Source organism: Roseovarius conchicola, from assembly GCF_041403425.1.
Lineage (GTDB): Bacteria > Pseudomonadota > Alphaproteobacteria > Rhodobacterales > Rhodobacteraceae > Roseovarius > Roseovarius conchicola.
The window spans coordinates 739,237-763,338 of the sequence record NZ_JBGEHK010000001.1 but is presented as its reverse complement, the minus strand read 5'-3'; the positions used below and the strand labels follow the sequence as shown (position 1 = coordinate 763,338).

Below are 24,102 nucleotides of genomic sequence, written 5' to 3'. Positions count from 1 at the left end.
TTCCCGGCAATATGCGTATGCTGAGTCGCAACTCACCGGAGGTCGGAATGTCAGGCTCGATTGATTACGGCAAACTGATGCATCGTGCGATGCGAAGCCTGATTCAAGAGGTTCTGCGCGACGTGCAACGCGATGGCCTGCCCGGTGCGCACCATTTTTTCATCACTTTCGACACCACCCATCCCGATGCCCGCCTAGCCGATTGGCTGCGCGAACGTTATCCAGAGGAAATGACCGTGGTGATGCAGAACTGGTTCGACGCACTTGAGGTCACGGATGAGGGCTTCTCGGTGACATTGAACTTCGGGGATGCGCCCGAAAACCTGTCCGTGCCCTATGACGCGATCCGCACTTTCGTCGACCCTTCGGTGGAATTCGGTCTGCGTTTTGAAAGCCAGGACGAGGATGATGCAGATCTGGCGGAACTGCCCCCGGCCTTGCATGAAGTGACCGAAAGCGAAGTGCCCGATGCCGAAGAAGAAGAGGCACCGCAGAAGGACGCGGATATCGTCAGCCTCGACAGTTTCCGAAAGTAGGCTCCTGCCCCTGCATTGAACTTTTCGATCCATCCGGTATGACAGGGGCAACTCTGCATCAAGGATCGAGCCGATGACAAATACCCGCACAGAAACCGATAGTTTTGGCCCCCTCGAGGTGCCCGCCGACAAGTATTGGGGCGCGCAAACGCAACGCTCGATCCTGAATTTCCCCATCGGTTGGGAAAAACAGCCCGTCGCTATCGTGCGTGCGCTGGGCGTGATCAAAAAGGCCTGCGCGCAGGCCAATAAAGAGCTTGGCAAGCTGGATGACACCCGTGCCGATGCGATCATTGAAGCCGCGGGCGAAGTGGTGGCAGGCAAGCTGGATGACAATTTCCCGCTTGTGGTCTGGCAAACCGGTTCGGGCACTCAAAGCAACATGAACGCCAACGAGGTGATCGCCAACCGTGCCATTGAAATTCTCGGCGGCACAATCGGTTCGAAAGATCCGGTGCACCCCAATGATCACTGCAATATGGGCCAATCCAGCAACGATACCTTCCCGACCGCGATGCATATCTCAGCCGCGATGACGGCCCATGACGTGCTGCTGCCGGGGTTGGAGAAACTGCATGCCGCCTTGCAGTCCAAGGTCGATGCGTTTGACGGCATCATCAAGATCGGTCGCACCCATACCCAAGACGCCACGCCCCTGACCTTGGCGCAGGAGTTTTCGGGCTATACCCATCAGGTCGCCATGGGCATTCAGCGGGTGAAAGACGCGCTGGGGCGGATTTATGAGTTGGCGCAGGGTGGCACCGCGGTGGGCACGGGCCTCAACACGACCAAAGGCTGGGATGTGATGGTGGCCAAGAACATGGCCGAGATAACCGGCCTGCCCTTTGTCACCGCCCCCAATAAGTTTGAAGCCCTCGCTGCCCATGACGCGATGGTGGAAATCTCCGGCGCGCTGAAGACCGTTGCGGCAAGCCTGTTCAAGATCGCCAATGACATTCGCCTGCTCGGGTCAGGCCCGCGCTGTGGTCTGGGCGAGTTGGTGCTGCCGGAGAATGAACCGGGCAGTTCGATCATGCCCGGCAAGGTGAACCCGACGCAATGCGAAGCACTGACACAGGTGTGTGCGCATGTGATGGGCAATGATGCGGCGGTGGGTTTCGCGGGGTCGCAAGGCCATTTTGAGCTGAACGTCTACAAGCCGATGATGTCCTACAACGTCCTGCAGTCGATGCAGTTGCTGGGTGATGCCGCCTCGGCCTTTACCGACAATCTGGTGGATGGGCTGCAGGCCGACGAAACCCGTATCGACAAACTGATGCGCGAGAGCCTGATGCTGGTCACAGCGCTGGCGCCCGAGATCGGTTATGACAACGCCACCAAGGTGGCCAAAACCGCCCATAAGAACGGCACCACATTGAAAGAAGAAGCCGTCAAACTAGGCTTCGTGGACGAAGAGACGTTCGAACGCGTCGTGCGCCCAGAAAACATGGTTGGCCCCAAGTAATGGCGCAGCCGGTCAATCTGAACCGGGTCCGCAAAGAAAAGGCCCGGGCCGAGAAAAAGGCTCGCGCCGATACCAACGCTGTGGCGTTCGGGCGTACCAAAGCGCAGAAAACCGCAGAGAAAGCCAAAACCGACGCCCAAGTCCGGGCCTTGGACCAGCACAAGCGCGAGCCATGAGCGGGCGCCCTGTCAAACGATCGCTCACTCTGCGAGGCCATCGCACCAGCGTGTCATTGGAAGAAGAATTCTGGCAGGCCTTTCGGGATATTGCCGCGAGAAAGGGTTTTCCCATCAACACCTTGGCTGCAGAGATCGACGAAGCCCGCGGAGTAGAACGCGGCTTGGCTTCGGCAATTCGCGTTCATGTCCTAAAAGATTTTCAAGGCCGTGATGCACAAAACAGCTCTTAAGACTGAACGTCTGGGTTCAGGCCATCCTTTGGAGGATACGATGGTCATCACGTAATTTATCATGGAACAAAGCGATCAATTCGTCGCGTTCCAGTTTGTCTTGATCTGGCATATTGTGATTAGCCACAGGAGATGCGTAAGTTTTCCCGTGATCAGAGATATGTTTTGACCCGAAAGACATGTTGCGCAGATAAAAACTCAGTAAGGCGGTCATACTCATACTCCACATAGCCGAGGCGACCTGCGGCCAGCCCTTGAAACACTCCGTAAAAGTTGAGAAAAATGCGGCTTAAAATCAACCCCTCCAACGGTGTTCATAAACAAACTTTCTATAGTAAATTATTCTATTTCAATGTCTTACGTGCCGATCCTCTATTTGTGACGCTGCGTCACGCCGACGTTTAGCGGATTTTCATTGTTGTCTAATTGTCAACAATCCTTACGTTTGGAGAGTTTTAACCAGATTCCGTCCTTGCCCCGCACTGTCAGGTGCGCCACCGGCATAGGTGCTTTGCCCTCTACGGCCTCAAACCGGAACATCCGGACCAGCATAGCCAAAAGCAACGGTCCTTCGATCATCGCAAAACCTGCGCCAGTACACACGCGCTGCCCGGCGGAAAACGGCATATAGGCACAGCGCATCCCGGCCTTGCCGTTCTCTGTCTTGAACCGGTTTGGATCAAACCCATCGGGGTTATCCCAAATCCGCTCATGGCGGTGTTGATGCCAAGGACTCAGCACAATCTGGCTGCCTTTTGGAACGGAGCGGTCGCGAAAGGTTTCCGGGCAGGCCGCCTCGCGCACCATCATCGGCACCGGCGGATAAAGCCGCAAGGTCTCACGAAACACATCGCGGGTAATCGACAGCTTTGACATGTCCTTGAAATCCGGGATGTCGTCCAGCTCTGCGGCCTCAGCGGCCAGTTTCTCCTGCCATTCCGGATAAAGCGCCAACAGATAGAGCGCCCACGCCAGGGCCGATGCGCTTGTCTCATGTCCCGCCAGAAAGAAAATCGCGACCTGATCAACCATCTCCTCTGTATCGAATGTCTCGCCAGTCTGCGGATCGGCGGTTGTCATGATCTTGGTGGCAAGGTCATCCGGTGCGCTGCCCGCTTCAATCTGGGCCATGCGGGTCTGCGTCAGTTGTGTGATTAACTGACGGATCACCCGCGCGGTGCGTTTCGTCTCGGCCTTGTGAAACCGCGGGAACCAGCGTGGCAAAGGCAGGAACGCCCCAAGGTTCAAAACCGGTTGAGTGCGTTGATGTTGGCGAAATTCTTCGAACACGCGGGTCGCAACTTCGTGTTCGATCGGAATCGAAAACAGGGTGCGAAAGATCACATCGGCGGCGGCGTGGCTGGTCTCGGGCTCGATATCAAGCGGGGTGCCGTCGGCTATCGCCTCAAGCCGCACCACGGCGTACTGTCCAGCCTGCACCATGGCTGGAAAAACATCACGCAATCGCCCGCCTTCGAACGCCGGGTCAATGATGCGCCGCTGGCGTTTCCATGTCTCACCATTGGTGACAAACACGGAATTCCCCAAAAGCGGGTTCAGCCCTTCGCGAATGCGATCGGATTTTGGAAAGTCATCGGGGCGTTCTTTCAGGACCAGATCCACCAATTCAGGTTGATTGCACATGAATGAGCGAAAGAACGGCGTGCGAAACTCGGCCATCCAGGCCCGATAGAGCCGCTTTGGTTGGGCCGAAAGGATGTCTTGCCGAAACAGTTGCGCATACCGGCGCAGCGATACGCGGCCCTCGCGCGCGGGTGGTTTGGGCGGCAGCGTCATGGAGCAATGCTCGTGTATTTGGAAACGCTATGCTCAATCCGGCTGGGGGATGGGGCGCGGCCTTCATAGCGTTTGCCCAAGGGCAATGGTCCGGCAGTGATCTGGAAGTAATCGTAGTCACCCGGGCGATCAAAGGCACAGAGATATTGGAAATGCAGCCGGAAGAAGCGCCAGCGCAATTCTTTCCAACGTTCGGGGCTGAGCGTCTGGGTGAAGGCCGCCGACATCACCAGCGGCCAGCGTTTCCCTTCTGGCGCCACGCCCGACACGCCAACCGGATCGCACAGCGCAAAGGCGCAACCATCGCCCGGCGCGGTGACGTCGATCCATGACAATTCCTGACGGGTGGACAAAAACTGCAAATCAGCTCGCAAACGGTGCGCATCAAGCAAGAAGGATACCATCGGCACCACTTGCCCTAACGATAGAAAGGCCAGGGCTGGCCCATCCTCGGGCACCCGCCCCTGCCGGATCAAGTCAGACAAGATCGACACCCCCAGATGAGCGCCCGAAGAATGGCCAACCACCAGCACCTCGTCTACATCGCCCTGCAGGGCCTCGGCAATCTCGTCGGTGAACTCGGCCATGCGCGCCTCAAGCTCTGGCGGGTTGGCGCCCTTGGAAGCGGCCGAATAGGCGTAGTCATGCATCAGATAATAGGCGAATAGCTTGTTGTCCTTGGATTTAAACCACTTGAGCAACACAATGATCACTGCCACGCCCACCGCGATCGCAATCATCTGACCAACCTCGCCCAGCAAAGGCATCAATACCACCTTACCGGCCCAAACGCTCAAACCACCGGCGAGCAGGGCCAGTATCAATTGGACGATCAGAAACACTACTGGATAAAGTGCCGCGATCACCGGCCCCTTGCGCAGTTTCATCAGTCGAAACAAAGCACCAGAGGCTATGTAGATCCAGGCGGTCCGGATCATTTGTAGATAGGTGGCAAGGATCCCCTGATCCATGCTGTCCTTGACGATATCAGACCACACCAACACCTGAAAATCAGCCTGCGTATCATGGCCACCAATGGACGCCTCAACATGCCAGCCATAGCGCGCTCCACCCTGCCCCGGTGACAAGGCAATCTTGTATCCCGACACGTCTGCCTGCGCCGCGCTTTCCTTGCGGTACAGCTCGCGATAGCGGCGCGGATGAATGGGATCATACCCGGGAATGTAAAACACCTGCCTGCGCTGGACAGGTTTGGAACCACTGCTCATAGCCAACCTCTGCTCGCGCGCAGGGTAGCGCAGGAAATTGGCAAGAGTAAGACCTATCCGATATTGGCCATGGCCGGGAACATCTCGAGCAGCCAGAAGGAAAAGGCCGAGAAACCACCCGTCAGCATCAACAGCCCAATGGTCCAGAGCAACAGACCCATCACGCGTTCGATCTGCTCCATATGGCGTTTCATCCACGCCATGAGCCCGCCAAGGCGTGGAAGGAAGGCCGCAACAAGCAGGAAAGGCACACCAAGCCCGATGGCATAGACCGCCAGCAAGGTTGTGCCGCGCGTCACGGAAGCCTCTGATGCGGCGAGAGACAGGATTGCGCCCAGCTGCGGACCGATACAGGGCGTCCAACCGAAGGCAAAGGCCAGACCCAGCACATAGGCACCGAACGATGATCCGCCCCGATCACCGGCATCCAGACGAGCCTCGCGATCCAGAAAGCCGATCCGGTATATGCCAATGAAATGCGCCCCGAAAATCATAACGATCACGCCAGCAATCGTGTTGAACCAATCCTGATACTGCAAGAACATGATCCCCGCGGCGGAGGCGGCAAAGCCAAGCAGCAGGAAGACCGTGGACAGGCCCATAACAAAGAACAACGCAGGCACAATCGCCCGATTGCGCGCTGATGTGTCAGTCGACAGATCCGAAACGGTCACGCCACTCATATAGGCCAGGTAAGGCGGTACGATGGGCAGCACGCAGGGGCTGAGAAACGAGATCACGCCAGCAGCAAGCGCCACCAACATGGCAGGCAAAAGGGCGGCGTCTATGATTTCGATTCCAAACATACGCCACACTTAGTCTGTTCCGATCCCAAGGTCACGGGCGCAGAAGGTCACAACCTCGTGGACAGCATGAAACATCAAGATTATGTCGCAGGTATGGAAGAATCTGAGATCATCGATGCCCGGGGCCTGTTATGCCCCCTGCCCGTTCTGAAGCTGCGCAAACGGTTAAAACCGGTTGCGGCGGGCGCATGTGTCGATCTGTGGGCGGATGACCCAGCAGCCGTGATCGACGTGCCACATTTTTGTTCCGAGGCGGGTCATGAACTGATTTCAGTGACCGAAGCAGACGGGCATCAGGTCTACCGCGTTCAGAAAATCAGCTAGCCTTTTGCTAAACGCCCAAAGAAAAACCGCGCCTATCAGGGCGCGGTTTCTGTTTTGCAAGATGCTCAGCGGCCCAGTGACCACCACCCCTTACGCTTGGGTTTATCCGGGTCCGGTTCGACTGCTGTCGTTTCGACCACAGCTGGCGCCGGGTCAGGTGCTGCCTCGGCCATCACTGGTTCCGGCGCAGGCGCGGCTTCTGCGGCAGGCTCTGCCTTCTTGCGCGGAGCGCGCTTGCGCTTGGGCTTTTCTTCCGGCGCAGGGGCCTCTGCCTCGGGGGCGTCGCCCTCGGCAGCGGCGGCAGCTTCCGCTGCCTCTTTGTCTTTCTTGGTGGTCCGCCGCTTGCGTGTGGCTTTCGGTTTTTCCGCGGCCACGGCATCCTCGGTCACAGGTTCGGAAACCGGCGCATCCTCTGCCGGAGCTGCGTCTGCCTTTGCCTCATCCGCAGCTTTGGCCGGTTTGCGGCGGCTGCGTGTGCGCTTCGGTTTAAGCTTGGCCTCAGCCTCTGCCTCGGCTTCGGTCTCTGGCTTGGCGTCATCGGCATCCCCATCCGCAGATGCGGCCTCGGTCGATGCACCTTCGCCGTTTTCCGCATTTGCAGACGCATCGCCCGGCGCTGCGCCCTCTTCACCGTCACGACGGTTTTTCGAGCGGCGACGACGACGGCGGCGGCGCTTCTTGGGCTGACCTTCCTCTTCACTGGCTTCGGGACGGGTGTCCTGCTGTGCTTCGGTTGCGGCTTCGTCCTCGTCCACTTCGTCCATGAGCGAACTGTCGACGGACACCACGGCAGCAGAGGCTTCGGGCACGACCCGTGTGGCGGTCTTGAACTTCTCCATGGCGAAATCCGGGCTGACCAGCATCGGATCGCCTTCGATCCGAACGGACAAGCCGTAGCGGCTTTCGATCTGGGCCACATGTTCGCGTTTCTGGTTCATCAGGTAGTTGGCAATCGCCACCGGTGCCTTGACCAGCACTTCGCGCGAGCGACGGCGTGTACCCTCTTCCTCGATCTGGCGCAAAATACTCAGCGCCATGTTGTCGTCCGAGCGGATCAGACCAGTGCCGTGGCAAGCCGGGCATGGCTGCGTCGTGGCTTCGATCATACCGGGACGCAGACGTTGACGGCTCATCTCCATCAGACCAAAGCCACTGATCCGACCCACTTGAATGCGGGCGCGGTCGGTTTTCAGCTTGTCCTTCATACGCTTCTCGACAGCGGCGTTGTTCTTACGCTCGTCCATGTCGATAAAGTCGATCACGATCAGACCGGCAAGGTCACGCAGGCGCAATTGGCGCGCCACTTCCTCGGCGGCCTCAAGGTTGGTCTTGGTCGCCGTGTCCTCGATCGAACCTTCCTTGGTGGCCCGGCCAGAGTTCACGTCGATCGCCACCAGCGCCTCGGTCACACCGATCACGATGTAACCACCCGATTTCAACTGCACCGTGGGATTGAACATCCCCGACAGGTAGCTTTCCACCTGGAAGCGCGCAAACAGCGACAGGCTTTCGCTGTACTGCTTCACGTTCTTGGCATGGGACGGCATGATCATTTTCATGAAGTCCTTGGCGATGCGATAGCCGCGCTCGCCTTCCACCAGAACCTCGTCGATATCGCGATTATAGAGATCGCGGATCGAGCGTTTGATCAGGTCGCCCTCTTCATAGATTTTCGCCGGCGCGATGGATTTCAACGTCAACTCGCGAATTTGCTCCCACAGGCGTTGGAGGTATTCATAGTCGCGTTTGATTTCTGATTTGGTGCGCTTGGCCCCGGCGGTGCGCACGATCAGGCCCGCGCCTTGGGGCACGTCAATCTCGCTGGCGATTTCCTTCAGCTTCTTGCGGTCGGGTGCGTTGGTGATTTTACGTGAAATGCCACCGCCACGGGCAGTGTTGGGCATCAGCACGCAATAGCGACCTGCCAACGAAAGATATGTGGTCAGGGCAGCACCCTTATTGCCACGCTCTTCCTTGACAACCTGGATCAACAGGATCTGGCGAACCTTGATAACTTCCTGGATTTTGTAGCGCCGCGGGCGCGGTTTGCGGCGCGGACGGATGTCTTCGGCATCGTCATCGTCTGCCACCGATTCGATGGTCTCGTCCTTGTCGGCCGCTTTGGCCTTGGGCGTATCATCGTCGTCGTCGTCGTCAGGTGCCTCGGTCGCGGCTTCGTCTGGTGACTCTTCAGATGCTGTATCATCAGTAGCGTGATCGTCACCGCTAACATCGCCTTCTTCGACCGGCGTTTCGGCAACCGTCTCCATCGGCGAGAGACCTTCAAGATCATCCGCCGGGGCCGCATCGCCCTCACCGTCCAGATCAATCGTCTCCATCCCGTTGATTTTTTCGTCTTCGGGATCCGTCGCGACAACCGCGTCCTCGGCCTTGGTCGCCTCGGCCTTGGCCTTGCCACGCGAGCGACGGCGGCGCTTGGGCTTTTCCTCTTCCTCGTCGCGGGCTTTCTGAGCCTCGACGTAGGCGCGTTCTTCTTCCAGAAGCGCCTCGCGATCCGCGACAGGGATCTGGTAGTAATCCGGGTGGATTTCCGAGAACGCCAGGAACCCGTGGCGATTGCCGCCATAATCCACGAACGCCGCCTGCAGCGACGGTTCAACCCGTGTTACTTTTGCAAGATAGATATTTCCGGCGAGTTGCCGTTTGTTTTCGGATTCAAAGTCAAATTCCTCAACCTTGTTTCCGTCGACCACCACAACGCGGGTCTCTTCCGCGTGGGTGGCATCGATAAGCATTTTCTTAGCCATGTTTTCCGTGTGCACGCCAGCAATCGCCGCGGCCCGGGTGGGGCCGTGCTTTGCGGGTGGTGTCTATTGAGGGCGATGGCGCGCGTGTAACGAGACGCGCTCTGGGCGGCCTCTGCTCGGACATATGTCTGTGTCGCGCGTTGCATCGCGGTTCTTCTTCTCCAGCGTCGTTGGTGACGCCATTGCGAAAACCTGCGCTCACTGATGGGCTCAGGTCGTATGTTCGGCCCCGTTTCAAAGGGACCCAATCGGTCTGTTCAGATGTCTGGAAGGGTATCCACGAAGTCTGATACAGCGAAACTCTCAAGGACAAAGTGAACGGCTTTGCGCCGGCGTCCTTACGCTCACCTTAATGTCGATTGCCCTCGGATGACAATGGGTAATCTGCCCTGACCCGTTTTCCGGTTTCAACCATAGGGTGATTAATCCAGCACTCGACGACATTCATATTGAGCATCGCTTAAATCCTCAGTGCCGCAGAACCAATCCTTTCGATCCTCGCGCCACTCGTAAGTGAGTGACGTGCCATAGGTGGTGTTTTCCGGGAAAAGCGGTGGCGCAAAGGCGCTGCGGGGCACGTAAAAGGTCAGATAGTCCGGGTCCAACGCGCCGAGGTCGAGCATTTGATCCATCAGAGGCGCGGCCAGCGCCTGGAGCAACAGCTTATCCCCAAGCAAGGTCCCGGACGGCATCTGTCGTAAGGCCTCCTCGACGGCCCCGGCACGCGAGCGAAAGAAAGGCCGCTGCGCGATGATTACATAATCAAATTCAGGCCGCACGGCATCTGCCGGGGCGGGTTGAGCGAAATAGCTTCTGAAACCGTCGGGTTCCGCCACATATCGCTGCAATGGTGCTGTGGTCATGTCAATCGGCTGGCCCAGATCAAGCCCGGCAACCGCCTCGGGCGTCAAGCCCCACATCGGCGCTTCATCCCGCAGAAGCATCAAAGCTGCGCACAACCCGCGACTACATTCGCTCGTGGGATTGATGAAAAGCACCTGCTTGTCCCGCAGATCAGGAGCCGGCTTGCGAATCTCGGCACCCGCCACACGACGTTCCTGCCACGCTAACAAGGCGCTATCGAGTGCCGGAAGGACAAAGGCAACCACCACCCCGGCGGCGGCCAGCATCCAGAATGCCCTCTTCTTGCGAGTGACCGCCAAGGTGATGAGCGCGATGATCAACGCCAGATAAAGGATCGACACCAACGCAAACAGCGCCAAAGCCTGCCCCAATCCGTCGAAGCTGGGTTCAGCCCATGCCGGTTGCGCGGCCATCAAAATGACCGCGACAGCAAACCCTGTGACATTTCTGAACATCATCCCCTGCCCGCCACCTTTCCTCCCGGCCCGGCCTAACGCAAAGGCGGGTTGTCGGAAAGGGCGCTTAGCCGAGGTAATCGGTGCGCTGGAGACCGTATTTCGCCATCTTTTCGTTCAGGGTACGACGCGGCAGGCACAATTCTTCCATAACGGCGGCAATCGACCCCTTGTGGCGGCGCATGGTGTTGTCGATCAACATCCGCTCAAAAGCTTCAACATATTCCTTCAGGGGTTTGCCTTCGGTGGTCATCACCGGCTGCATATCCTGATGATCCGACATCAGAAGCGAGGCGATTGTACCGCTGCCGCGGCGTTCCTGCAGCACGGCGCGTTCGGCCACGTTATGTAGCTGGCGTACGTTGCCCGGCCATGGGGCCTGCAGCAACTGAGCCGCTTCCTGCGCGGTGACCTGCGGCGGCTCACAGCCGTAATCATCCGCAAACTCTTCGCCAAAGCGGGTGAACAGGGTCAGGATATCTTCGCCCCGCTGTCGCAGCGGCGGGACAATTATACGCAACGCGGCAAGGCGATAGAACAGGTCCGAGCGCAGCGCATCTTCGCAGGTCTTGTCCTGTTCCTGCATGTTGCAGATCGCGACGATGCGCGTTTCCGGCGGGGTGCCCTCTTCATTGATGAAATTCAAAAGCTTAGCTTGCGCTGCATCGCTCAGCGCCTCGATATCTTCCAGCACAAGTGTGCCACCGCGCGCCTCTTCGACAGCAGGTAACTGGCTGTCTTCGGGCTGCATCGGGCCGAAAAGCCGCTTGATAATGGCATCTTCCTCAAAGCCCGCGCAGGACACCAACACGAATTTCTTACCCGCGCGCGATCCAACCGCATGCAACGCGTGCGCCACCAGCGTCTTGCCGGTACCGGTTTCACCTTCGATCAGGACGTGGCCATCGGCCTGCCCCAGATCGAGGATATCTTCCTTCAGACGTTCCATCACCGGGCTGGACCCGATGAGTTTCTTCATCAATTGCCCGCCTTCGGACAATTCACGACGCAAGGCGCGGCTGTCCAAAGTCATGCGGCGCGAGGCCGTGGCCTTTTTGGCCAATTCGTTCATCCGGTCAGGATTGAACGGCTTTTCAAGGAAATCGAACGCGCCCACGCGCATCGCTTCAACCGCCATCGGCACATCGCCGTGGCCGGTGATCATGATGACCGGCAGACTGCTGTCGGTGCCCATCAGCTTTTTGAGGAACTGCATCCCGTCCATACCGGGCATCTTGATGTCAGTGACCACGATGCCGGGGTAATCGGCGCCCAAAACCTTCAGCGCGTCTTCGGCACTTGGAAAAGCCTCGGTGTCATAGCCCGAAAGGGCCAACCACTGGCTGATCGACTGACGCATGTCCTTTTCGTCATCGACGATTGCGATTTTCATGGCACTTGGCATGGCTCTTTACTCCGCTGCACGTGTCTCTTCTGGTAATATGGGTAGCTGCATCTCAAATACAGCCCCCCCCGATGCCGCGTTGCGTGCAGTCAAGCGGCCTCCCAAGTCGTTCACGATGCCTGACGAAATCGCAAGCCCCAAGCCAACGCCGTCGCCCGGTTGTTTGGTGGTGTAAAACGGCTCGAACAGGTTATCGAGATCCTCGATACCGGGGCCATTGTCACGCACGGTCAGCATCGCGGTTTCGCCCTTGGCCAACAGAATGTCGACCTCAGCGTCTTGGGTATTGCGCGTAGCATCCAACGCGTTACGCAGCAGGTTGATCATCACCTGTTCCACGCGCACCCTGTCGCCCATGATCATCACCGGCTCTTGCGGGATGGCGCGGGTGATCTTAACCTGGCGCTGGCGCAATTGCGGTTCCATCATCGCCAAGGCCGAAGACAGCGCATCGCCCATGTTTACAGGCTCAAACTCGTTCCCGCCCTGTCGTGCGTAGGACTTCAACTGCTTGGTGATCGCGCCCATGCGTTCGATCAGATCGTCGATCCTCTGGAACGAACTGACTGCCTCGTCCGGGCGATTGCGTTTCAGCAATAGCCGCGCGCCCGCCAGATAGGTTTTCATTGCCGCCAGCGGTTGGTTTAGTTCGTGGCTGACCGCCGCCGACATCTCGCCCAAGGCCGCCAGTTTCGAGCTTTGCGCCAGCGTCTGCTCGGCCACGGCGAGGTTCTCCTGCACCCGTCTGCGCTCGGCGATTTCCCGCTGTAGCCTTGCGTTCAATGCGCGAAGCTCTGCCGATTCCCGTTGGAACATCGCCATGCGAAACGCGGTCTTTCGGTTCAGGAAATAAAACGCCAAAGCCAGAAGAATCGCAAAGACCATGATTTCCAGCGCGAGGACACCATTCACCTTTTCGCGCACCGAGGCATAAGTGGTGAAACCGGCAATCCGCCAGCCTCGAAATGCCACGCGCCCCTCGACACGCATCACCGCCTCGCCTTCAAGATAGGCGTCGGCTGGCACCATGGTCCAATCGGCCGTGGTTTGAATGGCGCGCTGGATCGCACTGGCCACTGGTTCGCGTGCCAACGCCTCCTGCTCGCTCAGGCCGCGCCAGCGTGGCTCGGTCGCCAGAATGATCCGGCCTTCGCTGTCGGTGACCAGAACCGCGTCCGAGATCCCGGCCCAGGCGCGTTCGTATTTTTGAAGGTCCACCTCGACAACGATCACGCCGATCAGTTGGCTCTGGCTTTGCACGCGGCGGGAATAGTAAAACCGATAGATTCCGGTTTCATCTTCGAGAACATGAAAAATTGTTTCACTGGAACGGCTTGCGTCGACAAAGTAAGGTGCCTGCCGGTGATTTTCGCCCAGCATGTTCCTCTCGCTGGAAGCCACTGCGCGCCCATCATTGTCCAGCAAGGTCAGCGCCTTGGCCCCGATTTCATCCAGGAACGAGATCAACCGCTGAGTCGACTGAGCAAAATCGCCGGAGTTCAGGGCGGTGATCAAAGCCGGGTCACGCGCTAGAAGCTGCGGAACAATCGCGTTTTGGCGCAACTCACTCAGAAGGTTGCCACCGTATAACACCAGCCGCAATTCGGCGCGGTTGCGGGTGTTTTCAGTGAACCTGTCTGTCAGCAGCCGGTTCGTTACCGACACCACTGCAATCGCCATTCCAATCAGCAACAACAACGCCAGCCGCGCGCGCCACCCGGTGGTGCGCATCCGTTTGACTGGTTTGGACAGCGGCGGCTTGATCATCTGATCAGACTAAAGCGTTTTTGGGAAAACTTGAATCACAACTTTTCCAGAACCGCATTCGGGGCAGATTGCCCGCGCCTGAAGGTGTCAGGCATGCACCACATGTTTGACGAGGCTGTCAAAAAGTACTGCGCCTTCGGTATTACCATGAGCCGGATCGGCCATACGCTCGGGATGGGGCATCATGCCCATCACCCGGCGATTGGGCGACAGGATGCCAGCGATATTATCCTGTGATCCATTGGGGTTATCCGCATAAGTGAATGCGATGCGATCTTCGGCTTTGAGGGCTTTGATCGTCTCGTCATCGGCGTGGTAATTGCCATCGTGATGGGCGATCGGGATTGTAATGGTCTGTCCGGCTTCGTACCCGGCAGTATAGGCGCTTTTATCCGTGGTCACGGTCAGATCAATCGCCTTGCAGATGTATTTCAACCCGGCATTCCGCAGTAACACCCCCGGCAACAGGCCGGTTTCTGTCAGCACCTGAAAGCCGTTGCAGATGCCCAGTACATATCCGCCTTTTTCGGCGTGCGAGACCACAGACCGACAAATTGGTGAATTCGCGGCAATCGCCCCGCAGCGCAGATAATCGCCAAACGAAAATCCGCCCGGAATGCCAATCAGATCAATCCCATCTGGCAGCGAGGTGTCCTTGTGCCAGACCATCGACACTTTGGCCCCTGCCCGCTCGAACGCCACAGCCATGTCGCGATCACAGTTGGAGCCCGGAAAGACGATGACAGCCGCATGCATCAGCTCAACTCCACACTGTAGCTTTCGATCACCGTATTGGCGAGCAGCTTTTCACACATCTTTTTGACTTCGGCCTCGGCTTTGGCGGTATCTGTTTCGGTCAGGTCCAGCTCGATCACCTTGCCCTGGCGAACGCCCTCGACACCGTCAAACCCCAGCTGACCCAGCGCGTGGCGCACAGCCTCGCCCTGCGGATCAAGAACCCCGTTTTTCAGCATTACGTGTACGCGTGCTTTCATGTCGCTTATCCTGTCTTGCGCCTCAGTTGATCAATGTCGGCCGTTGCATCGGCGTTGCATTCTTGGGCATCACACCCAGACGGGTCGCAACTTCGGTATAGGCATCCGTCAGGCTGCCCAGATCGCGGCGGAACACGTCCTTGTCCAGCTTCTGGCCGCTTTCGATGTCCCAAAGGCGGCAGCTGTCGGGGCTGATCTCATCGGCGATGATCAGACGTTGGAAATCGCCATCATAGACCCGGCCAATCTCGATCTTGAAATCGATCAGACGGATGCCGACGCCATACATGATACCGGCCATGAAATCATTCACGCGCAGCGCGAGGCTGAGGATATCATCCATGTCCTGCTGGCTGGCCCAGCCAAAGGCGGCGATATGTTCCTCGGTGACCAGAGGGTCACCAAGCGAGTCGTCTTTCAGACAGTATTCCACGACGGGACGCGGCAGTTGCGTGCCCTCTTCCATCCCTAGGCGCTTGGCCATGGTGCCGGCGGCAAAATTGCGCACGATCACTTCCAGTGGCACGATCTCGCAGGAGCGTACCAACTGTTCACGCATGTTCAGACGCTTCAGGAAATGTGTGGGCACACCGATATTGTTCAAACCGGTCATGAAATACTCGGACAGCATGTTGTTCAACACGCCCTTGCCCTCGATCACGTCCTTCTTCTCGGCATTGAACGCTGTCGCGTCATCCTTGAAATACTGTATGATGGTGCCCGGTTCGGGCCCCTCATAAAGTGTTTTCGCCTTGCCTTCGTAAATCTTTTTGCCGCGTGCCAATGGAGACCCCGTCGCTTGGCCGGGGCCCAATCCCCGCCGCCATAGCGCCCTCATAGTCTATGGGCTGCATTGTCGCAAGATGGCGCGAGGGGTCTTGCGAAGGCCGACACAGAGTTGCATATCAAAGAGGATAGTAACGCTGACACCGGGGAACCGCCGATGAGCACCTTTGACGACCGCGAAACCGCCTTTGAAAACAAATACGCCCATGACGAAGAGATGCAGTTCAAGGCCGAAGCCCGCCGCAACAAGCTGTTGGGTCTTTGGGCGGCGGACCTGATGGGCAAATCCGGCGACGAGGCCGACGCCTATGCCAAGGAAGTGATCATCGCTGATTTTGAAGAAGCCGGTCACGAGGACGTGGTGCGCAAAGTGGCAGGCGATTTGGGTGATCTGGCCGATGCCGACACCATCCGCAACAAAATGACCGAGCTGATGGCCGAGGCCAAGGCGCAAGTGATGAGTGAAGTCGAGTAACCAAGCCTCACTCACTGAGATGCGAAGGCGCGGCACCCTAACGGTGTCGCGCTTTTTCATTTCACCAATTCAATGCGTTAGTCTGGGATAATGCAGTACGCAGGTGAACGGTAGCGACGACGAATTTGCCTGATCAATCTCATTGATCCACGCACGCGACCGAGTATCAATTCCTCTCATCAACATCATGAGAAAAATGCATTTGCGATGACCGCGCAAACATGAAAGACGAAGGAGCTTCCCGAAAGGACTCCTCCCATGACCAACGCGCTTTCCAAGATGATGACCACCCGGGACTGGATCTTGGCCGATGGGGCGACAGGCACCAACCTGTTCAATATGGGACTCTCCTCGGGCGACGCGCCCGAGATGTGGAATGACGAACATCCTGACAAGATCAACCTGCTCTACAGCATGGCCGTGGATGCGGGCAGCGATCTGTTCCTGACCAACTCGTTTGGCGGCAATGCCGCGCGGCTCAAGCTGCACGGCGCGCAGAAACGTGCCCGGGAACTCTCACGCATTTCGGCCGAGATTGGCCGCGACGTCGCCGACAAACGTGACCGCGACATCATCGTTGCAGGGTCTGTCGGCCCGACAGGCGAAATCATGGCCCCGATGGGTGAGTTGACCCATTCACTGGCGGTCGAGATTTTTCATGAGCAGGCCGAGGGCCTGAAAGAAGGCGGCGCAGATGTGCTGTGGCTGGAAACCATCTCGGCCCCTGAAGAATACAAGGCCGCCGCCGAAGCATTCGCGCTGGCGGACATGCCGTGGTGCGGCACGATGAGCTTTGACACAGCCGGGCGCACCATGATGGGCCTGACCTCGGCGGATATGTCGACCATGGTCGAAAAGCTGGACAATCCGCCGATTGCCTATGGCGCGAATTGCGGGGTTGGAGCATCTGATCTGTTACGCACGGTTCTGGGCTTTGTGGCACAGGGCAACGAGCGCCCCATTGTCGCCAAGGGCAATGCCGGAATTCCGAAATACGTCGATGGGCATATCCACTATGACGGCACCCCCGACCTGATGGCCGACTACGCCTGCCTGGCGCGCGATTCCGGCGCCACGATCATCGGCGGGTGTTGTGGCACCATGCCCGAGCATTTGTCGAAAATGCGTACAGCCCTTGAAACCCGCCCCAAGACAGATCGCCCCACCCTGGAACAGATCACCCAGGCCTTGGGCGCATTTTCATCCGCTGTGGATGGGACCGAAGAAGGTGCCGAGGCCCCGAAACGCAGATCACGCAGGCGCCGCTGAAGGCGTATTGCTCTAACCAAACAGTCTCAGCTGGTCGCCTTTATGTGGAGGCGGACAAAACAGATCGCATCTGAGTTCCGGTTGTGGCTTATCTAATCCCAACCGTCTTGCTGCCTTTCGGAAGCGTTGCGCGACAAGTTCGGCGTAAGGCCCGGTGCCGCGCATACGTTTGTGCCATTTGGCCTCATACTCCTTGCCGCCATGCATATCGCGGACATGACCCATGACTTTACTTACACGGTCAGGATAATGGGCGGCCAACCAATCCTGAAACAGCGGCGACACTTCCAATGGCAAGCGCAGCATGATCCAGCTGGCTGCAGTGGCCCCGGCCCGTGCCCCGGCCGCCAACAACGCCTCAAGCTCGTGATCGGTGAAGCCCGGGATCAGGGGTGAGGTCATGACGCGCACCGGCACGCCCGCCGTGGCCAACCTGGTGATGGTTGCAAGTCGGCGGGCGGGCGATGGGGCGCGCGGTTCCAGAGCACGGCACAAGCCATCGTCCAGCGTGGTCACCGAGATACCGACCCGTACCAATCCCTGAGCCGCCATCTCGGATAGGAGATCCAGATCACGCTCGATCAACGTCCCTTTGGTGACGATCGCCACCGGGTGCTTAAAGTCTCTCAAAGTCTCAAGACAGTGCCTTGTAATCATGTGTGTTTTCTCAATCGGCTGATAGGGATCGGTGTTGGTGCCAATCGCGATTGGGCTGACCTTGTAGCGGCCTGCGCGCAATTCCTTCGCCAACACCTGGGCCGCATCGGGCCGGGCCACCAGACGCGTTTCAAAATCCAGCCCCGGCGACATCCCCAGCCACGCATGGGTGGGACGCGCGAAGCAGTAGATGCAGCCATGCTCACAGCCACGATAAGGATTGATCGAACGATCAAACGGCAGGTCAGGTGAACGGTTGTAACTGATCATCCGGCGTGGGCGCTCAAGGCTGACCTGTGTACGCAAGTAAGTCTCGTCTTCGGGAATGTCCCACCCATCAGAGTCATATCCGACGCTATGGCGTTCATACCGGCCAACCTGATTGCTGACTGCGCCTCGGGCGGGGCGTTTAACGGTGGGTTTGACACTGTGATCGGGCATGAAGCCCACAGCTTGGAACAAATCAGGAACAAATGCAATAAGCTCAACAAGACGTTGAATAAGTTGACGCTGACATCCCACTTTTCTGCAGTATAAGTCGGTACGGGCCCGGTCAATGTCGCAATCCGAACAGTCGGCCTGCGTCAAAATGACCAAAAGGGGACAGAAGCAACACGCACGCGGCAAGCGTGCTTAGCCCTAAGGAAATCACATGTCTGACGAAGAAGACGACATCATCCTGTCGGAACTGGACGACGAAGAGCTGGTCCAGCAAATGTTTGACGATCTCTACGATGGCCTCAAAGAGGAAATCGAAGAAGGCGTGAACATTCTTCTGGAACGCAAATGGGCACCTTACGACATCCTGACCCAAGCTTTGGTGGGGGGCATGACAATCGTCGGTAAGGATTTCCGCGACGGTATTCTGTTTGTCCCCGAGGTGCTTCTGGCCGCGAACGCAATGAAGGGCGGCATGTCCATCCTGAAACCGCTGCTGGCCGAAACCGGTGCGCCACGTGTCGGCAAGATGGTGATCGGGACCGTGAAGGGCGACATTCACGACATCGGCAAGAACCTTGTGTCGATGATGATGGAAGGTGCGGGCTTTGAAGTGGTCGATCTGGGCATCAACAACCCGGTCGAAAACTACCTGGAAGCCTTGGAAACCGAAGCGCCCGAGATTTTGGGTATGTCGGCCCTGCTGACCACAACAATGCCTTACATGAAGGTCGTGATCGACACGATGGTGGAACAGGGTATTCGCGATGACTACATTGTTCTGGTGGGCGGTGCGCCCTTGAACGAAGAGTTTGGCAAAGCCATCGGTGCAGACGCCTATTGCCGCGATGCCGCTGTGGCCGTCGAAACTGCCAAGGATCTGGTAGGCCGCAAGCATAACCAAGGTGCGACGGGCTAAGCCAAACACCTGGCGTGATTTGGACGGCCCGCAGAAAATGCGGGCCGTTTGTTTTTGGGGAGTTGGATTATGACCCTGGCGCTGAACGATGATCAACTGACCGAAGATGGGTTGGGCGTTGCAACGCCCGGCGGTCAGATTCTGCTGATTGCTTGCGGCGCGCTGGCCCATGAAATCCTGGCAATCAAACGCGCCAATGGCTGGGATCACATGGTGCTGCAATGCCTGCCCGCCAAATATCACCTTTACCCGGAAAAGATCGTCGATGCGGTGGAAGAAACGGTCCTGAAAACCCGCGACATCTATGAGCAGGTATTTATCGTCTATGCCGATTGCGGCACCGGCGGACTACTGGAGGCCAAATGTGCCGAGCTTGGCGTCGAGATGGTGCCCGGGCCGCATTGCTATTCGTTCTTTGAAGGCAATGACACCTTTGCCGAGCATGACGATGAAATCACGGCATTCTACCTGACAGATTTTCTGGTCAAACAGTTCGACGCCTTCGTTTGGAAGCCGATGGGATTGGACAAACACCCGGAGCTGCGGGACATGATGTTTGGCAATTACACCAAGCTGGTCTATCAGGCGCAGACCAAAAACGAGGCTCTGGAAACCAAGGCCCGCGCCTGTGCAGACAGGCTGGGACTGGACTATGAATATCGGTTTACAGGGTATGGCGACCTGGCCAACGTACTCAAAGAAAAGTCCGCAAGCACCTGATTTACCAAACTCTTAGGCGCATGCAACAAATCAAGCGGCCTCGGCTGCGACGTGACGAATCCGCTCGATCATCGCGCGCAACCCGTTTGAACGCTGCGCAGAGAGGTGATCGTTCAACCCCAACCGCGCCATTTCAGCCAGGGCATCTACGCGCGCCACCTCACCTACGGGCAAACCGTTATATAGGGCGCGCAGCACCGCAATCAGCCCGCGGACGATCATCGCATCGCTTTCGCCCTCGAACGTGAACACACCGCCTTCGGTCTTGGGATGCAGCCACACTTGTGAGGCACAGCCATCGACCTTGGTGGCCGGCACTTTCAACGCATCCTCCAGCGGGTCCATCGCCTTGCCCTGATCAATCACATAGCGATAGCGGTCTTCCCACTCGTCCAGAAACTCGAAATCCGCAACGATATCTTCAAACGCTTCGGTGGCCATGATCTTTCCCTTTCAGATGCGCTCAATCAGGTAAGGCGCACAAAGCACAACGTCCAGTACCCGCTTATATCTTTTCATCGCGCGCGGGATAGGGTAGGTCCAAAGAAAAGCAAAGGGGCGTGGGGCCGATGCGGACCGTTGTAACTCTTCTGATGATTTCGACGCTGACACTCAGCGCATGCAGTGCGTGGCGCGAGTCGCGGGTCAACCCCTCGAACTGGTTCGGGGGCAGCCGCTCTGCCCCGGTTGAAACTGCTGATCCGGCCAGCACCAATCCGCTGCTCCCCGAGCGCGGCAACACGATTTTCCGTCGCGACAAACGCGAACGCTATGAGGGTACGTTGGTTGCGCAGGTCAGCGACCTTGTGGTCGAACGCAATCCCTATGGCGGCATCGTCCGGGTGACGGGCGTCTCGGCGCGGCAGGGTGCGTATGATGTGCGCCTGATCTCGGAGACGGATGGCGAACCCGTGGACGGTGTGCTGACATTCTCGCTGAAGGCCGTGCAGCCAACCGATCAGGGCCTTGGCAACACCACCACCCGCACCGTGCGCGTCGGGCGATTTGTCTCAACCGCTGTGTTGGAACGCACCCAGACTATTCGCGTGATCGGCGCAACCGAGGCGCGCACAACAGGACGGCGTTGATCCGGATCAAAGCTCTACGATTTTGATCGCGTTGCCCTTGGCTGTGAGGGCAAGCCCGCCATCGCACAGCCGAAGCGCATCCTTGCCAAAGACATCGTTGCGCCATCCCTTGAGGGCCGCCACATCGCGCCGGCCAGCCGAGATCGCATCCAGATCAGCGGCGGTGGCGATCAGTTTCGACGCCACACCGTATTTCTCGGTCTTCGCTTTCAGCAGCACCCGCAACAGATCGGCCAGCGCGGGGTTAATCTGCAGTTTTTCACGGTCGCGGTCGGCTTTTGGAAGCTTGTCATTTGGACAATCCAAGCCAGCCTTGACCGCCGCCAGAATACCGTCGGCAATGTCACCGCGCCGCGCCTCGCGCAGCAACAGGCGCGAACGGCCCAGATCCTGATGTGTGGCGGGCTTGGTTGAAGCCAGTTCAACCAGAGCGTCATCCTTGTACACCCGGTTGCGCGGGATATTGCGCGACTGCGCGTGATTTTCACGAAAGCGTGCCAACTCGCGCACGATGGCCAGGAACCTTCCGGAGTTGTTACGCGTCTTCACGCGTTTCCAGGCGTTTTCAGGGTCAATCGCATAGGTCGCCGGGTCTGTCAGAATCTCCAACTCTTCAGCCACCCATTTCTCGCGGCCTGTCTCGTGCAATTTGGCGGCCAGAAATTCATAGATGTCGCGCAAATGTGTCACGTCTGCCAAGGCGTAGGTTTTCTGTGCCTCGGTCAGAGGGCGGCGTGACCAGTCGGTAAATCGCGAGGTCTTGTCCAGACCCTGCCGGGCGATCTTGCGCACAAGTGTCTCGTATCCGACCTGCTCGCCAAAGCCACAGACCATGGCGGCGACCTGCGTATCGAACATCGGTTTCGGGATCACGCCCGCATCAATCTGAAAAATCTCAAGGTCCTGACGCGCGGCGTGGAAAACCTTCACAACCGACGTGTCCAGAAACAGTTCGTGCAGTGGCTTTAAAGAGAGCCCATCGACCAGTGGGTCAACCAGAACAGCACTATCCGGGCCATCATCCGGGATCGCCAATTGCACCAGACAGAGTTTCGAGTAATAGGTGCGTTCGCGCAGAAACTCGGTGTCGACGGTCACATAATCATAGTCGCGCGCCTTCGCGCAGAATTCGGCCAGGGCGTCGGTTGTGGTCAGCGTTTTCATCTGGAGATGTCTGGGCTCATAAGGGGATCAGGATCAAAGTCGGACCGGTATAGGCGAGCGGACCGGGAAAGGGAATGGCCTGTGGTCAGGGCAGGAAAACCGGGGTGCGATTCCCCTCGGCGAACCTGCGTAAAACGACCGGATAGAGAACATGCTCTTGCGCCAGTACCCGGGCGGCCAGCCCTTCGGCTGTATCGCCGGCCTTAATCGGAACACGAGCCTGCCCCAGCAACGGCCCTGCATCCAGTTCGGCGGTTACCTCGTGGACGGTGCAGCCTGCCTCGCTGTCGCCTGCCTCCAATGCGCGGGCATGGGTATTCAACCCGGGGTATTTGGGCAGCAACGAAGGATGGATGTTCAGCATCATCCCATCCCAGCGACTGACATAGTGTTCGGTCAGGATACGCATGAAGCCAGCATGACAGATGATATCGGGTTGGACGGCCTCAAGCTGTTCATTCAACACGGTTTCAAACGCCACCCGATCACCTTTGAAAGGACGGTGATCGACCACCACCGTGGGCACACCGCGCACAGCCGCCTTATCAAGCCCACCAGCATCTGGATTGTTCGACAGCACCAACACCGGGCGCGCCGGGTGATCGCCGCGCATACTGTCCAGCAGCGACACCATGTTCGAGCCGCCGCCAGAAATCAGGATCGCTACCCGTTTACTCACGCAAGTGTCCCGGCATAGACCATGCCCTCAGCCGACGTAACATGGCCCAACCGGATCACGGTTTCGCCCTCACCTTCCAGCAAGGTGGTCAGTGCATCGGCCTGTTCCGCATCAACGCTCAGGATCATCCCGACCCCGCAATTGAAGGTTTTCAACATCTCGGCCTCTGCCATGCCGCCTGTCTGCATCAGCCATTTGAATGTCCCGGGCAGTGTCCAGCTGTTGAGGTCAATCTCGGCACCCATTCCATCGGGCAGCACCCGTGGCAGGTTCTCGGTCAGCCCGCCGCCAGTGATATGGGCCAGAGCATGCACGCCCCCTGCCCGCACAGCCTTCAACGCCTGCGTCACATAAAGCCGTGTGGGTGTCAGCAAGGCCGCGCCGAGCGCGCCCTCGTCCCAAGGGCAATCCGCATCCCAGCCAAGTCCAGACATCTCGACCAGCTTGCGCACGAGAGAATAGCCGTTGGAATGCACACCATCACTGGCCAGACCCAGCAGAACATCGCCTTCAACGACACCCGATGGCAGATCGCTGCCCCGTTCCATCGCGCCGACAGCAAACCCCGCCAGATCAAAGTCGCCATCGGAATACATGCCCGGCATCTCGGCCGTTTCCCCACCGATCAGCGCACAGCCCGAACGGACGCAGCCCTCGGCAATCCCCTCAACAATCCGCGCGGCCTGCTCGGTTTCCAGTCGCCCGGTGGCGAAGTAATCAAGGAAGAACAGTGGTTCGGCCCCCTGACAGACAAGGTCGTTCACGCACATGGCCACCAGGTCAATCCCGATCGTGTCCACGTTTCCGGTATCAATCGCAATACGCAGCTTGGTGCCCACCCCATCCGTGGCCGCCACCAGCACCGGATCGACACATCCCGCCGCCTTAAGATCAAACAAAGCACCAAAGCCACCCAGACCGGCCATGACACCGGGTCGCGTGGTGCGCTTGGCCGCTGGTTGGATGCGTTCTACCAGCGTGTTTCCGGCGTCGATATCCACACCGGCATCGGCATAGGTGATCCCGTTTTTTGCGTCACTCATGAGGGGCAGCTCTCCGTCTTGCGTCTTGGGGCCTGCGGTAACCC

The 24,102-nt window shown here is 58.2% G+C and carries 26 protein-coding genes; 10 read left to right on the top strand and 16 right to left on the bottom strand.

All coding sequences use genetic code 11. The features are described 5' to 3' along the window. Positions 1-47: 47 nt before the first annotated feature. The 4 genes from V6N02_RS03610 to V6N02_RS03595 all read left to right on the top strand — a co-directional run bounded on the left by V6N02_RS03610 (position 48) and on the right by V6N02_RS03595 (position 2,410). On the top strand, positions 48-536 hold the full coding sequence (locus V6N02_RS03610; protein WP_371224122.1) for an SspB family protein: 489 nt from the start codon (positions 48-50) through the stop codon (positions 534-536). A 73-nt stretch (positions 537-609) separates the two neighbouring features. Continuing rightward, entirely contained in the window at positions 610-2,001 is a 1,392-nt protein-coding gene (gene fumC / locus V6N02_RS03605) for a class II fumarate hydratase (RefSeq protein ID WP_371224121.1), read from the top strand. Next, positions 2,001-2,177, top strand: coding sequence for a DUF4169 family protein (locus tag V6N02_RS03600; RefSeq protein WP_371224120.1), 177 nt, complete (start codon positions 2,001-2,003; stop codon positions 2,175-2,177). Before fumC ends, V6N02_RS03600 begins: the two co-directional genes overlap by 1 nt. After that, a complete protein-coding gene (locus V6N02_RS03595) occupies positions 2,174-2,410 on the top strand; it encodes a ribbon-helix-helix domain-containing protein (protein ID WP_371224119.1) in 237 nt (78 codons plus the stop codon). Before V6N02_RS03600 ends, V6N02_RS03595 begins: the two co-directional genes overlap by 4 nt. A 16-nt stretch (positions 2,411-2,426) precedes the next feature. Here the strand turns inward: V6N02_RS03595 and V6N02_RS03590 are convergent, their stop codons facing one another. From V6N02_RS03590 to V6N02_RS03575, 4 genes are all read right to left on the bottom strand, one after another. Beyond that, the gene (locus V6N02_RS03590; RefSeq protein WP_371224118.1) at positions 2,427-2,624 is read right to left on the bottom strand and encodes a hypothetical protein; all 198 of its coding nucleotides are present in this window, start codon (positions 2,622-2,624) and stop codon (positions 2,427-2,429) included. Positions 2,625-2,839: 215 nt separating this feature from the next. Next, positions 2,840-4,207 carry a cytochrome P450 gene (locus V6N02_RS03585; RefSeq protein ID WP_371224117.1) on the bottom strand — a complete coding sequence of 456 codons (1,368 nt, stop codon included), beginning with the start codon at positions 4,205-4,207 and terminating at the stop codon, positions 2,840-2,842. Then, positions 4,204-5,436 carry a hypothetical protein gene (locus V6N02_RS03580; RefSeq protein WP_371224116.1) on the bottom strand — a complete coding sequence of 411 codons (1,233 nt, stop codon included), beginning with the start codon at positions 5,434-5,436 and terminating at the stop codon, positions 4,204-4,206. Before V6N02_RS03580 ends, V6N02_RS03585 begins: the two co-directional genes overlap by 4 nt. A 53-nt stretch (positions 5,437-5,489) precedes the next feature. Continuing rightward, complete coding sequence (locus V6N02_RS03575; protein WP_371224115.1) at positions 5,490-6,242, bottom strand: cytochrome c biogenesis CcdA family protein; 753 nt, start codon at positions 6,240-6,242, stop codon at positions 5,490-5,492. Positions 6,243-6,308: 66 nt separating this feature from the next. On the opposite strand from V6N02_RS03575, the gene V6N02_RS03570 reads away from it, so the two are divergent. Further along, complete coding sequence (locus V6N02_RS03570; protein ID WP_371224114.1) at positions 6,309-6,566, top strand: sulfurtransferase TusA family protein; 258 nt, start codon at positions 6,309-6,311, stop codon at positions 6,564-6,566. Positions 6,567-6,631: 65 nt separating this feature from the next. Here the strand turns inward: V6N02_RS03570 and V6N02_RS03565 are convergent, their stop codons facing one another. The 7 genes from V6N02_RS03565 to purC all read right to left on the bottom strand — a co-directional run bounded on the left by V6N02_RS03565 (position 6,632) and on the right by purC (position 15,604). Further along, positions 6,632-9,334: an Rne/Rng family ribonuclease gene (locus V6N02_RS03565; RefSeq protein ID WP_371224113.1), complete on the bottom strand. Its 2,703-nt coding sequence runs from the start codon at positions 9,332-9,334 to the stop codon at positions 6,632-6,634. Between the two features lie 422 nt (positions 9,335-9,756). After that, entirely contained in the window at positions 9,757-10,656 is a 900-nt protein-coding gene (locus tag V6N02_RS03560) for a hypothetical protein (RefSeq protein WP_371224112.1), read from the bottom strand. Between the two features lie 64 nt (positions 10,657-10,720). After that, a complete protein-coding gene (locus V6N02_RS03555; protein ID WP_371224111.1) occupies positions 10,721-12,058 on the bottom strand; it encodes a sigma-54-dependent transcriptional regulator in 1,338 nt (445 codons plus the stop codon). A gap of 6 nt (positions 12,059-12,064) precedes the next feature. Further along, a complete protein-coding gene (locus V6N02_RS03550; protein ID WP_371224110.1) occupies positions 12,065-13,825 on the bottom strand; it encodes a sensor histidine kinase in 1,761 nt (586 codons plus the stop codon). Between the two features lie 87 nt (positions 13,826-13,912). After that, positions 13,913-14,581, bottom strand: coding sequence for a phosphoribosylformylglycinamidine synthase subunit PurQ (purQ, locus tag V6N02_RS03545; protein WP_371224109.1), 669 nt, complete (start codon positions 14,579-14,581; stop codon positions 13,913-13,915). Further along, entirely contained in the window at positions 14,581-14,820 is a 240-nt protein-coding gene (gene purS, locus V6N02_RS03540) for a phosphoribosylformylglycinamidine synthase subunit PurS (protein WP_371224108.1), read from the bottom strand. The genes purQ and purS overlap by 1 nt, the downstream gene beginning before the upstream one ends. 22 nt (positions 14,821-14,842) lie before the next feature. Continuing rightward, on the bottom strand, positions 14,843-15,604 hold the full coding sequence (gene purC / locus V6N02_RS03535; RefSeq protein ID WP_371224107.1) for a phosphoribosylaminoimidazolesuccinocarboxamide synthase: 762 nt from the start codon (positions 15,602-15,604) through the stop codon (positions 14,843-14,845). Positions 15,605-15,763: 159 nt separating this feature from the next. Here purC and V6N02_RS03530 point away from each other — a divergent pair, with 159 nt between their 5' ends. Then, the gene (locus V6N02_RS03530; protein ID WP_371224106.1) at positions 15,764-16,081 is read left to right on the top strand and encodes a DUF1476 domain-containing protein; all 318 of its coding nucleotides are present in this window, start codon (positions 15,764-15,766) and stop codon (positions 16,079-16,081) included. A gap of 258 nt (positions 16,082-16,339) precedes the next feature. Next, entirely contained in the window at positions 16,340-17,350 is a 1,011-nt protein-coding gene (gene bmt / locus V6N02_RS03525) for a betaine--homocysteine S-methyltransferase (RefSeq protein ID WP_371224105.1), read from the top strand. A 12-nt stretch (positions 17,351-17,362) separates the two neighbouring features. On the opposite strand, the gene V6N02_RS03520 is transcribed toward bmt, so the two are convergent. Next, positions 17,363-18,448 (bottom strand): PA0069 family radical SAM protein, encoded by a 1,086-nt coding sequence (locus V6N02_RS03520; RefSeq protein ID WP_371224104.1) that lies wholly within the window; start codon positions 18,446-18,448, stop codon positions 17,363-17,365. A gap of 211 nt (positions 18,449-18,659) precedes the next feature. Here V6N02_RS03520 and V6N02_RS03515 point away from each other — a divergent pair, with 211 nt between their 5' ends. Together V6N02_RS03515 and V6N02_RS03510 are read left to right on the top strand one after the other, a co-directional pair. Beyond that, positions 18,660-19,364 carry a corrinoid protein gene (locus V6N02_RS03515; protein WP_371224103.1) on the top strand — a complete coding sequence of 235 codons (705 nt, stop codon included), beginning with the start codon at positions 18,660-18,662 and terminating at the stop codon, positions 19,362-19,364. A gap of 69 nt (positions 19,365-19,433) precedes the next feature. Continuing rightward, a complete protein-coding gene (locus tag V6N02_RS03510) occupies positions 19,434-20,084 on the top strand; it encodes a DUF1638 domain-containing protein (protein ID WP_371224102.1) in 651 nt (216 codons plus the stop codon). Between the two features lie 30 nt (positions 20,085-20,114). On the opposite strand, the gene V6N02_RS03505 is transcribed toward V6N02_RS03510, so the two are convergent. Further along, positions 20,115-20,525: a SufE family protein gene (locus V6N02_RS03505; protein ID WP_371224101.1), complete on the bottom strand. Its 411-nt coding sequence runs from the start codon at positions 20,523-20,525 to the stop codon at positions 20,115-20,117. 128 nt (positions 20,526-20,653) lie between these two features. Here V6N02_RS03505 and V6N02_RS03500 point away from each other — a divergent pair, with 128 nt between their 5' ends. Next, the gene (locus tag V6N02_RS03500) at positions 20,654-21,172 is read left to right on the top strand and encodes a hypothetical protein (protein WP_371224100.1); all 519 of its coding nucleotides are present in this window, start codon (positions 20,654-20,656) and stop codon (positions 21,170-21,172) included. A 6-nt stretch (positions 21,173-21,178) separates the two neighbouring features. Here V6N02_RS03500 and rnd read toward each other — a convergent pair whose 3' ends face one another. The 3 genes from rnd to purM form a co-directional block, all read right to left on the bottom strand. Then, complete coding sequence (gene rnd, locus V6N02_RS03495; protein ID WP_371224099.1) at positions 21,179-22,336, bottom strand: ribonuclease D; 1,158 nt, start codon at positions 22,334-22,336, stop codon at positions 21,179-21,181. An 85-nt stretch (positions 22,337-22,421) separates the two neighbouring features. After that, positions 22,422-23,015, bottom strand: a complete 594-nt coding sequence (gene purN, locus V6N02_RS03490; RefSeq protein WP_371224098.1) for a phosphoribosylglycinamide formyltransferase — start codon at positions 23,013-23,015, stop codon at positions 22,422-22,424. Next, complete coding sequence (gene purM / locus V6N02_RS03485) at positions 23,012-24,058, bottom strand: phosphoribosylformylglycinamidine cyclo-ligase (RefSeq protein WP_371224097.1); 1,047 nt, start codon at positions 24,056-24,058, stop codon at positions 23,012-23,014. The genes purN and purM overlap by 4 nt, the downstream gene beginning before the upstream one ends. Positions 24,059-24,102 lie beyond the last annotated feature (44 nt).

Excerpts from the sequence above, each read along its gene's own strand:
- V6N02_RS03590 (WP_371224118.1), bottom strand. The coding sequence starts at position 2,624 with ATGACCGCCTTACTGAGTTTTTATCTGCGCAACATGTCTTTCGGGTCA.
- rnd (WP_371224099.1), bottom strand. The coding sequence starts at position 22,336 with ATGAAAACGCTGACCACAACCGACGCCCTGGCCGAATTCTGCGCGAAG.
- V6N02_RS03520 (WP_371224104.1), bottom strand. The coding sequence starts at position 18,448 with ATGCCCGATCACAGTGTCAAACCCACCGTTAAACGCCCCGCCCGAGGC.
- V6N02_RS03570 (WP_371224114.1), top strand. The coding sequence starts at position 6,309 with ATGAAACATCAAGATTATGTCGCAGGTATGGAAGAATCTGAGATCATC.
- bmt (WP_371224105.1), top strand. The coding sequence starts at position 16,340 with ATGACCAACGCGCTTTCCAAGATGATGACCACCCGGGACTGGATCTTG.
- V6N02_RS03515 (WP_371224103.1), top strand. The coding sequence starts at position 18,660 with ATGTCTGACGAAGAAGACGACATCATCCTGTCGGAACTGGACGACGAA.
- V6N02_RS03585 (WP_371224117.1), bottom strand. The coding sequence starts at position 4,207 with ATGACGCTGCCGCCCAAACCACCCGCGCGCGAGGGCCGCGTATCGCTG.
- V6N02_RS03510 (WP_371224102.1), top strand. The coding sequence starts at position 19,434 with ATGACCCTGGCGCTGAACGATGATCAACTGACCGAAGATGGGTTGGGC.
- V6N02_RS03550 (WP_371224110.1), bottom strand. The coding sequence starts at position 13,825 with ATGATCAAGCCGCCGCTGTCCAAACCAGTCAAACGGATGCGCACCACC.
- purM (WP_371224097.1), bottom strand. The coding sequence starts at position 24,058 with ATGAGTGACGCAAAAAACGGGATCACCTATGCCGATGCCGGTGTGGAT.
- V6N02_RS03530 (WP_371224106.1), top strand. The coding sequence starts at position 15,764 with ATGAGCACCTTTGACGACCGCGAAACCGCCTTTGAAAACAAATACGCC.
- V6N02_RS03600 (WP_371224120.1), top strand. The coding sequence starts at position 2,001 with ATGGCGCAGCCGGTCAATCTGAACCGGGTCCGCAAAGAAAAGGCCCGG.
- fumC (WP_371224121.1), top strand. The coding sequence starts at position 610 with ATGACAAATACCCGCACAGAAACCGATAGTTTTGGCCCCCTCGAGGTG.
- V6N02_RS03505 (WP_371224101.1), bottom strand. The coding sequence starts at position 20,525 with ATGGCCACCGAAGCGTTTGAAGATATCGTTGCGGATTTCGAGTTTCTG.
- V6N02_RS03560 (WP_371224112.1), bottom strand. The coding sequence starts at position 10,656 with ATGATGTTCAGAAATGTCACAGGGTTTGCTGTCGCGGTCATTTTGATG.
- V6N02_RS03610 (WP_371224122.1), top strand. The coding sequence starts at position 48 with ATGTCAGGCTCGATTGATTACGGCAAACTGATGCATCGTGCGATGCGA.
- purS (WP_371224108.1), bottom strand. The coding sequence starts at position 14,820 with ATGAAAGCACGCGTACACGTAATGCTGAAAAACGGGGTTCTTGATCCG.
- purQ (WP_371224109.1), bottom strand. The coding sequence starts at position 14,581 with ATGCATGCGGCTGTCATCGTCTTTCCGGGCTCCAACTGTGATCGCGAC.
- V6N02_RS03555 (WP_371224111.1), bottom strand. The coding sequence starts at position 12,058 with ATGCCAAGTGCCATGAAAATCGCAATCGTCGATGACGAAAAGGACATG.
- V6N02_RS03575 (WP_371224115.1), bottom strand. The coding sequence starts at position 6,242 with ATGTTTGGAATCGAAATCATAGACGCCGCCCTTTTGCCTGCCATGTTG.
- V6N02_RS03500 (WP_371224100.1), top strand. The coding sequence starts at position 20,654 with ATGCGGACCGTTGTAACTCTTCTGATGATTTCGACGCTGACACTCAGC.
- V6N02_RS03565 (WP_371224113.1), bottom strand. The coding sequence starts at position 9,334 with ATGGCTAAGAAAATGCTTATCGATGCCACCCACGCGGAAGAGACCCGC.
- V6N02_RS03595 (WP_371224119.1), top strand. The coding sequence starts at position 2,174 with ATGAGCGGGCGCCCTGTCAAACGATCGCTCACTCTGCGAGGCCATCGC.
- V6N02_RS03580 (WP_371224116.1), bottom strand. The coding sequence starts at position 5,436 with ATGAGCAGTGGTTCCAAACCTGTCCAGCGCAGGCAGGTGTTTTACATT.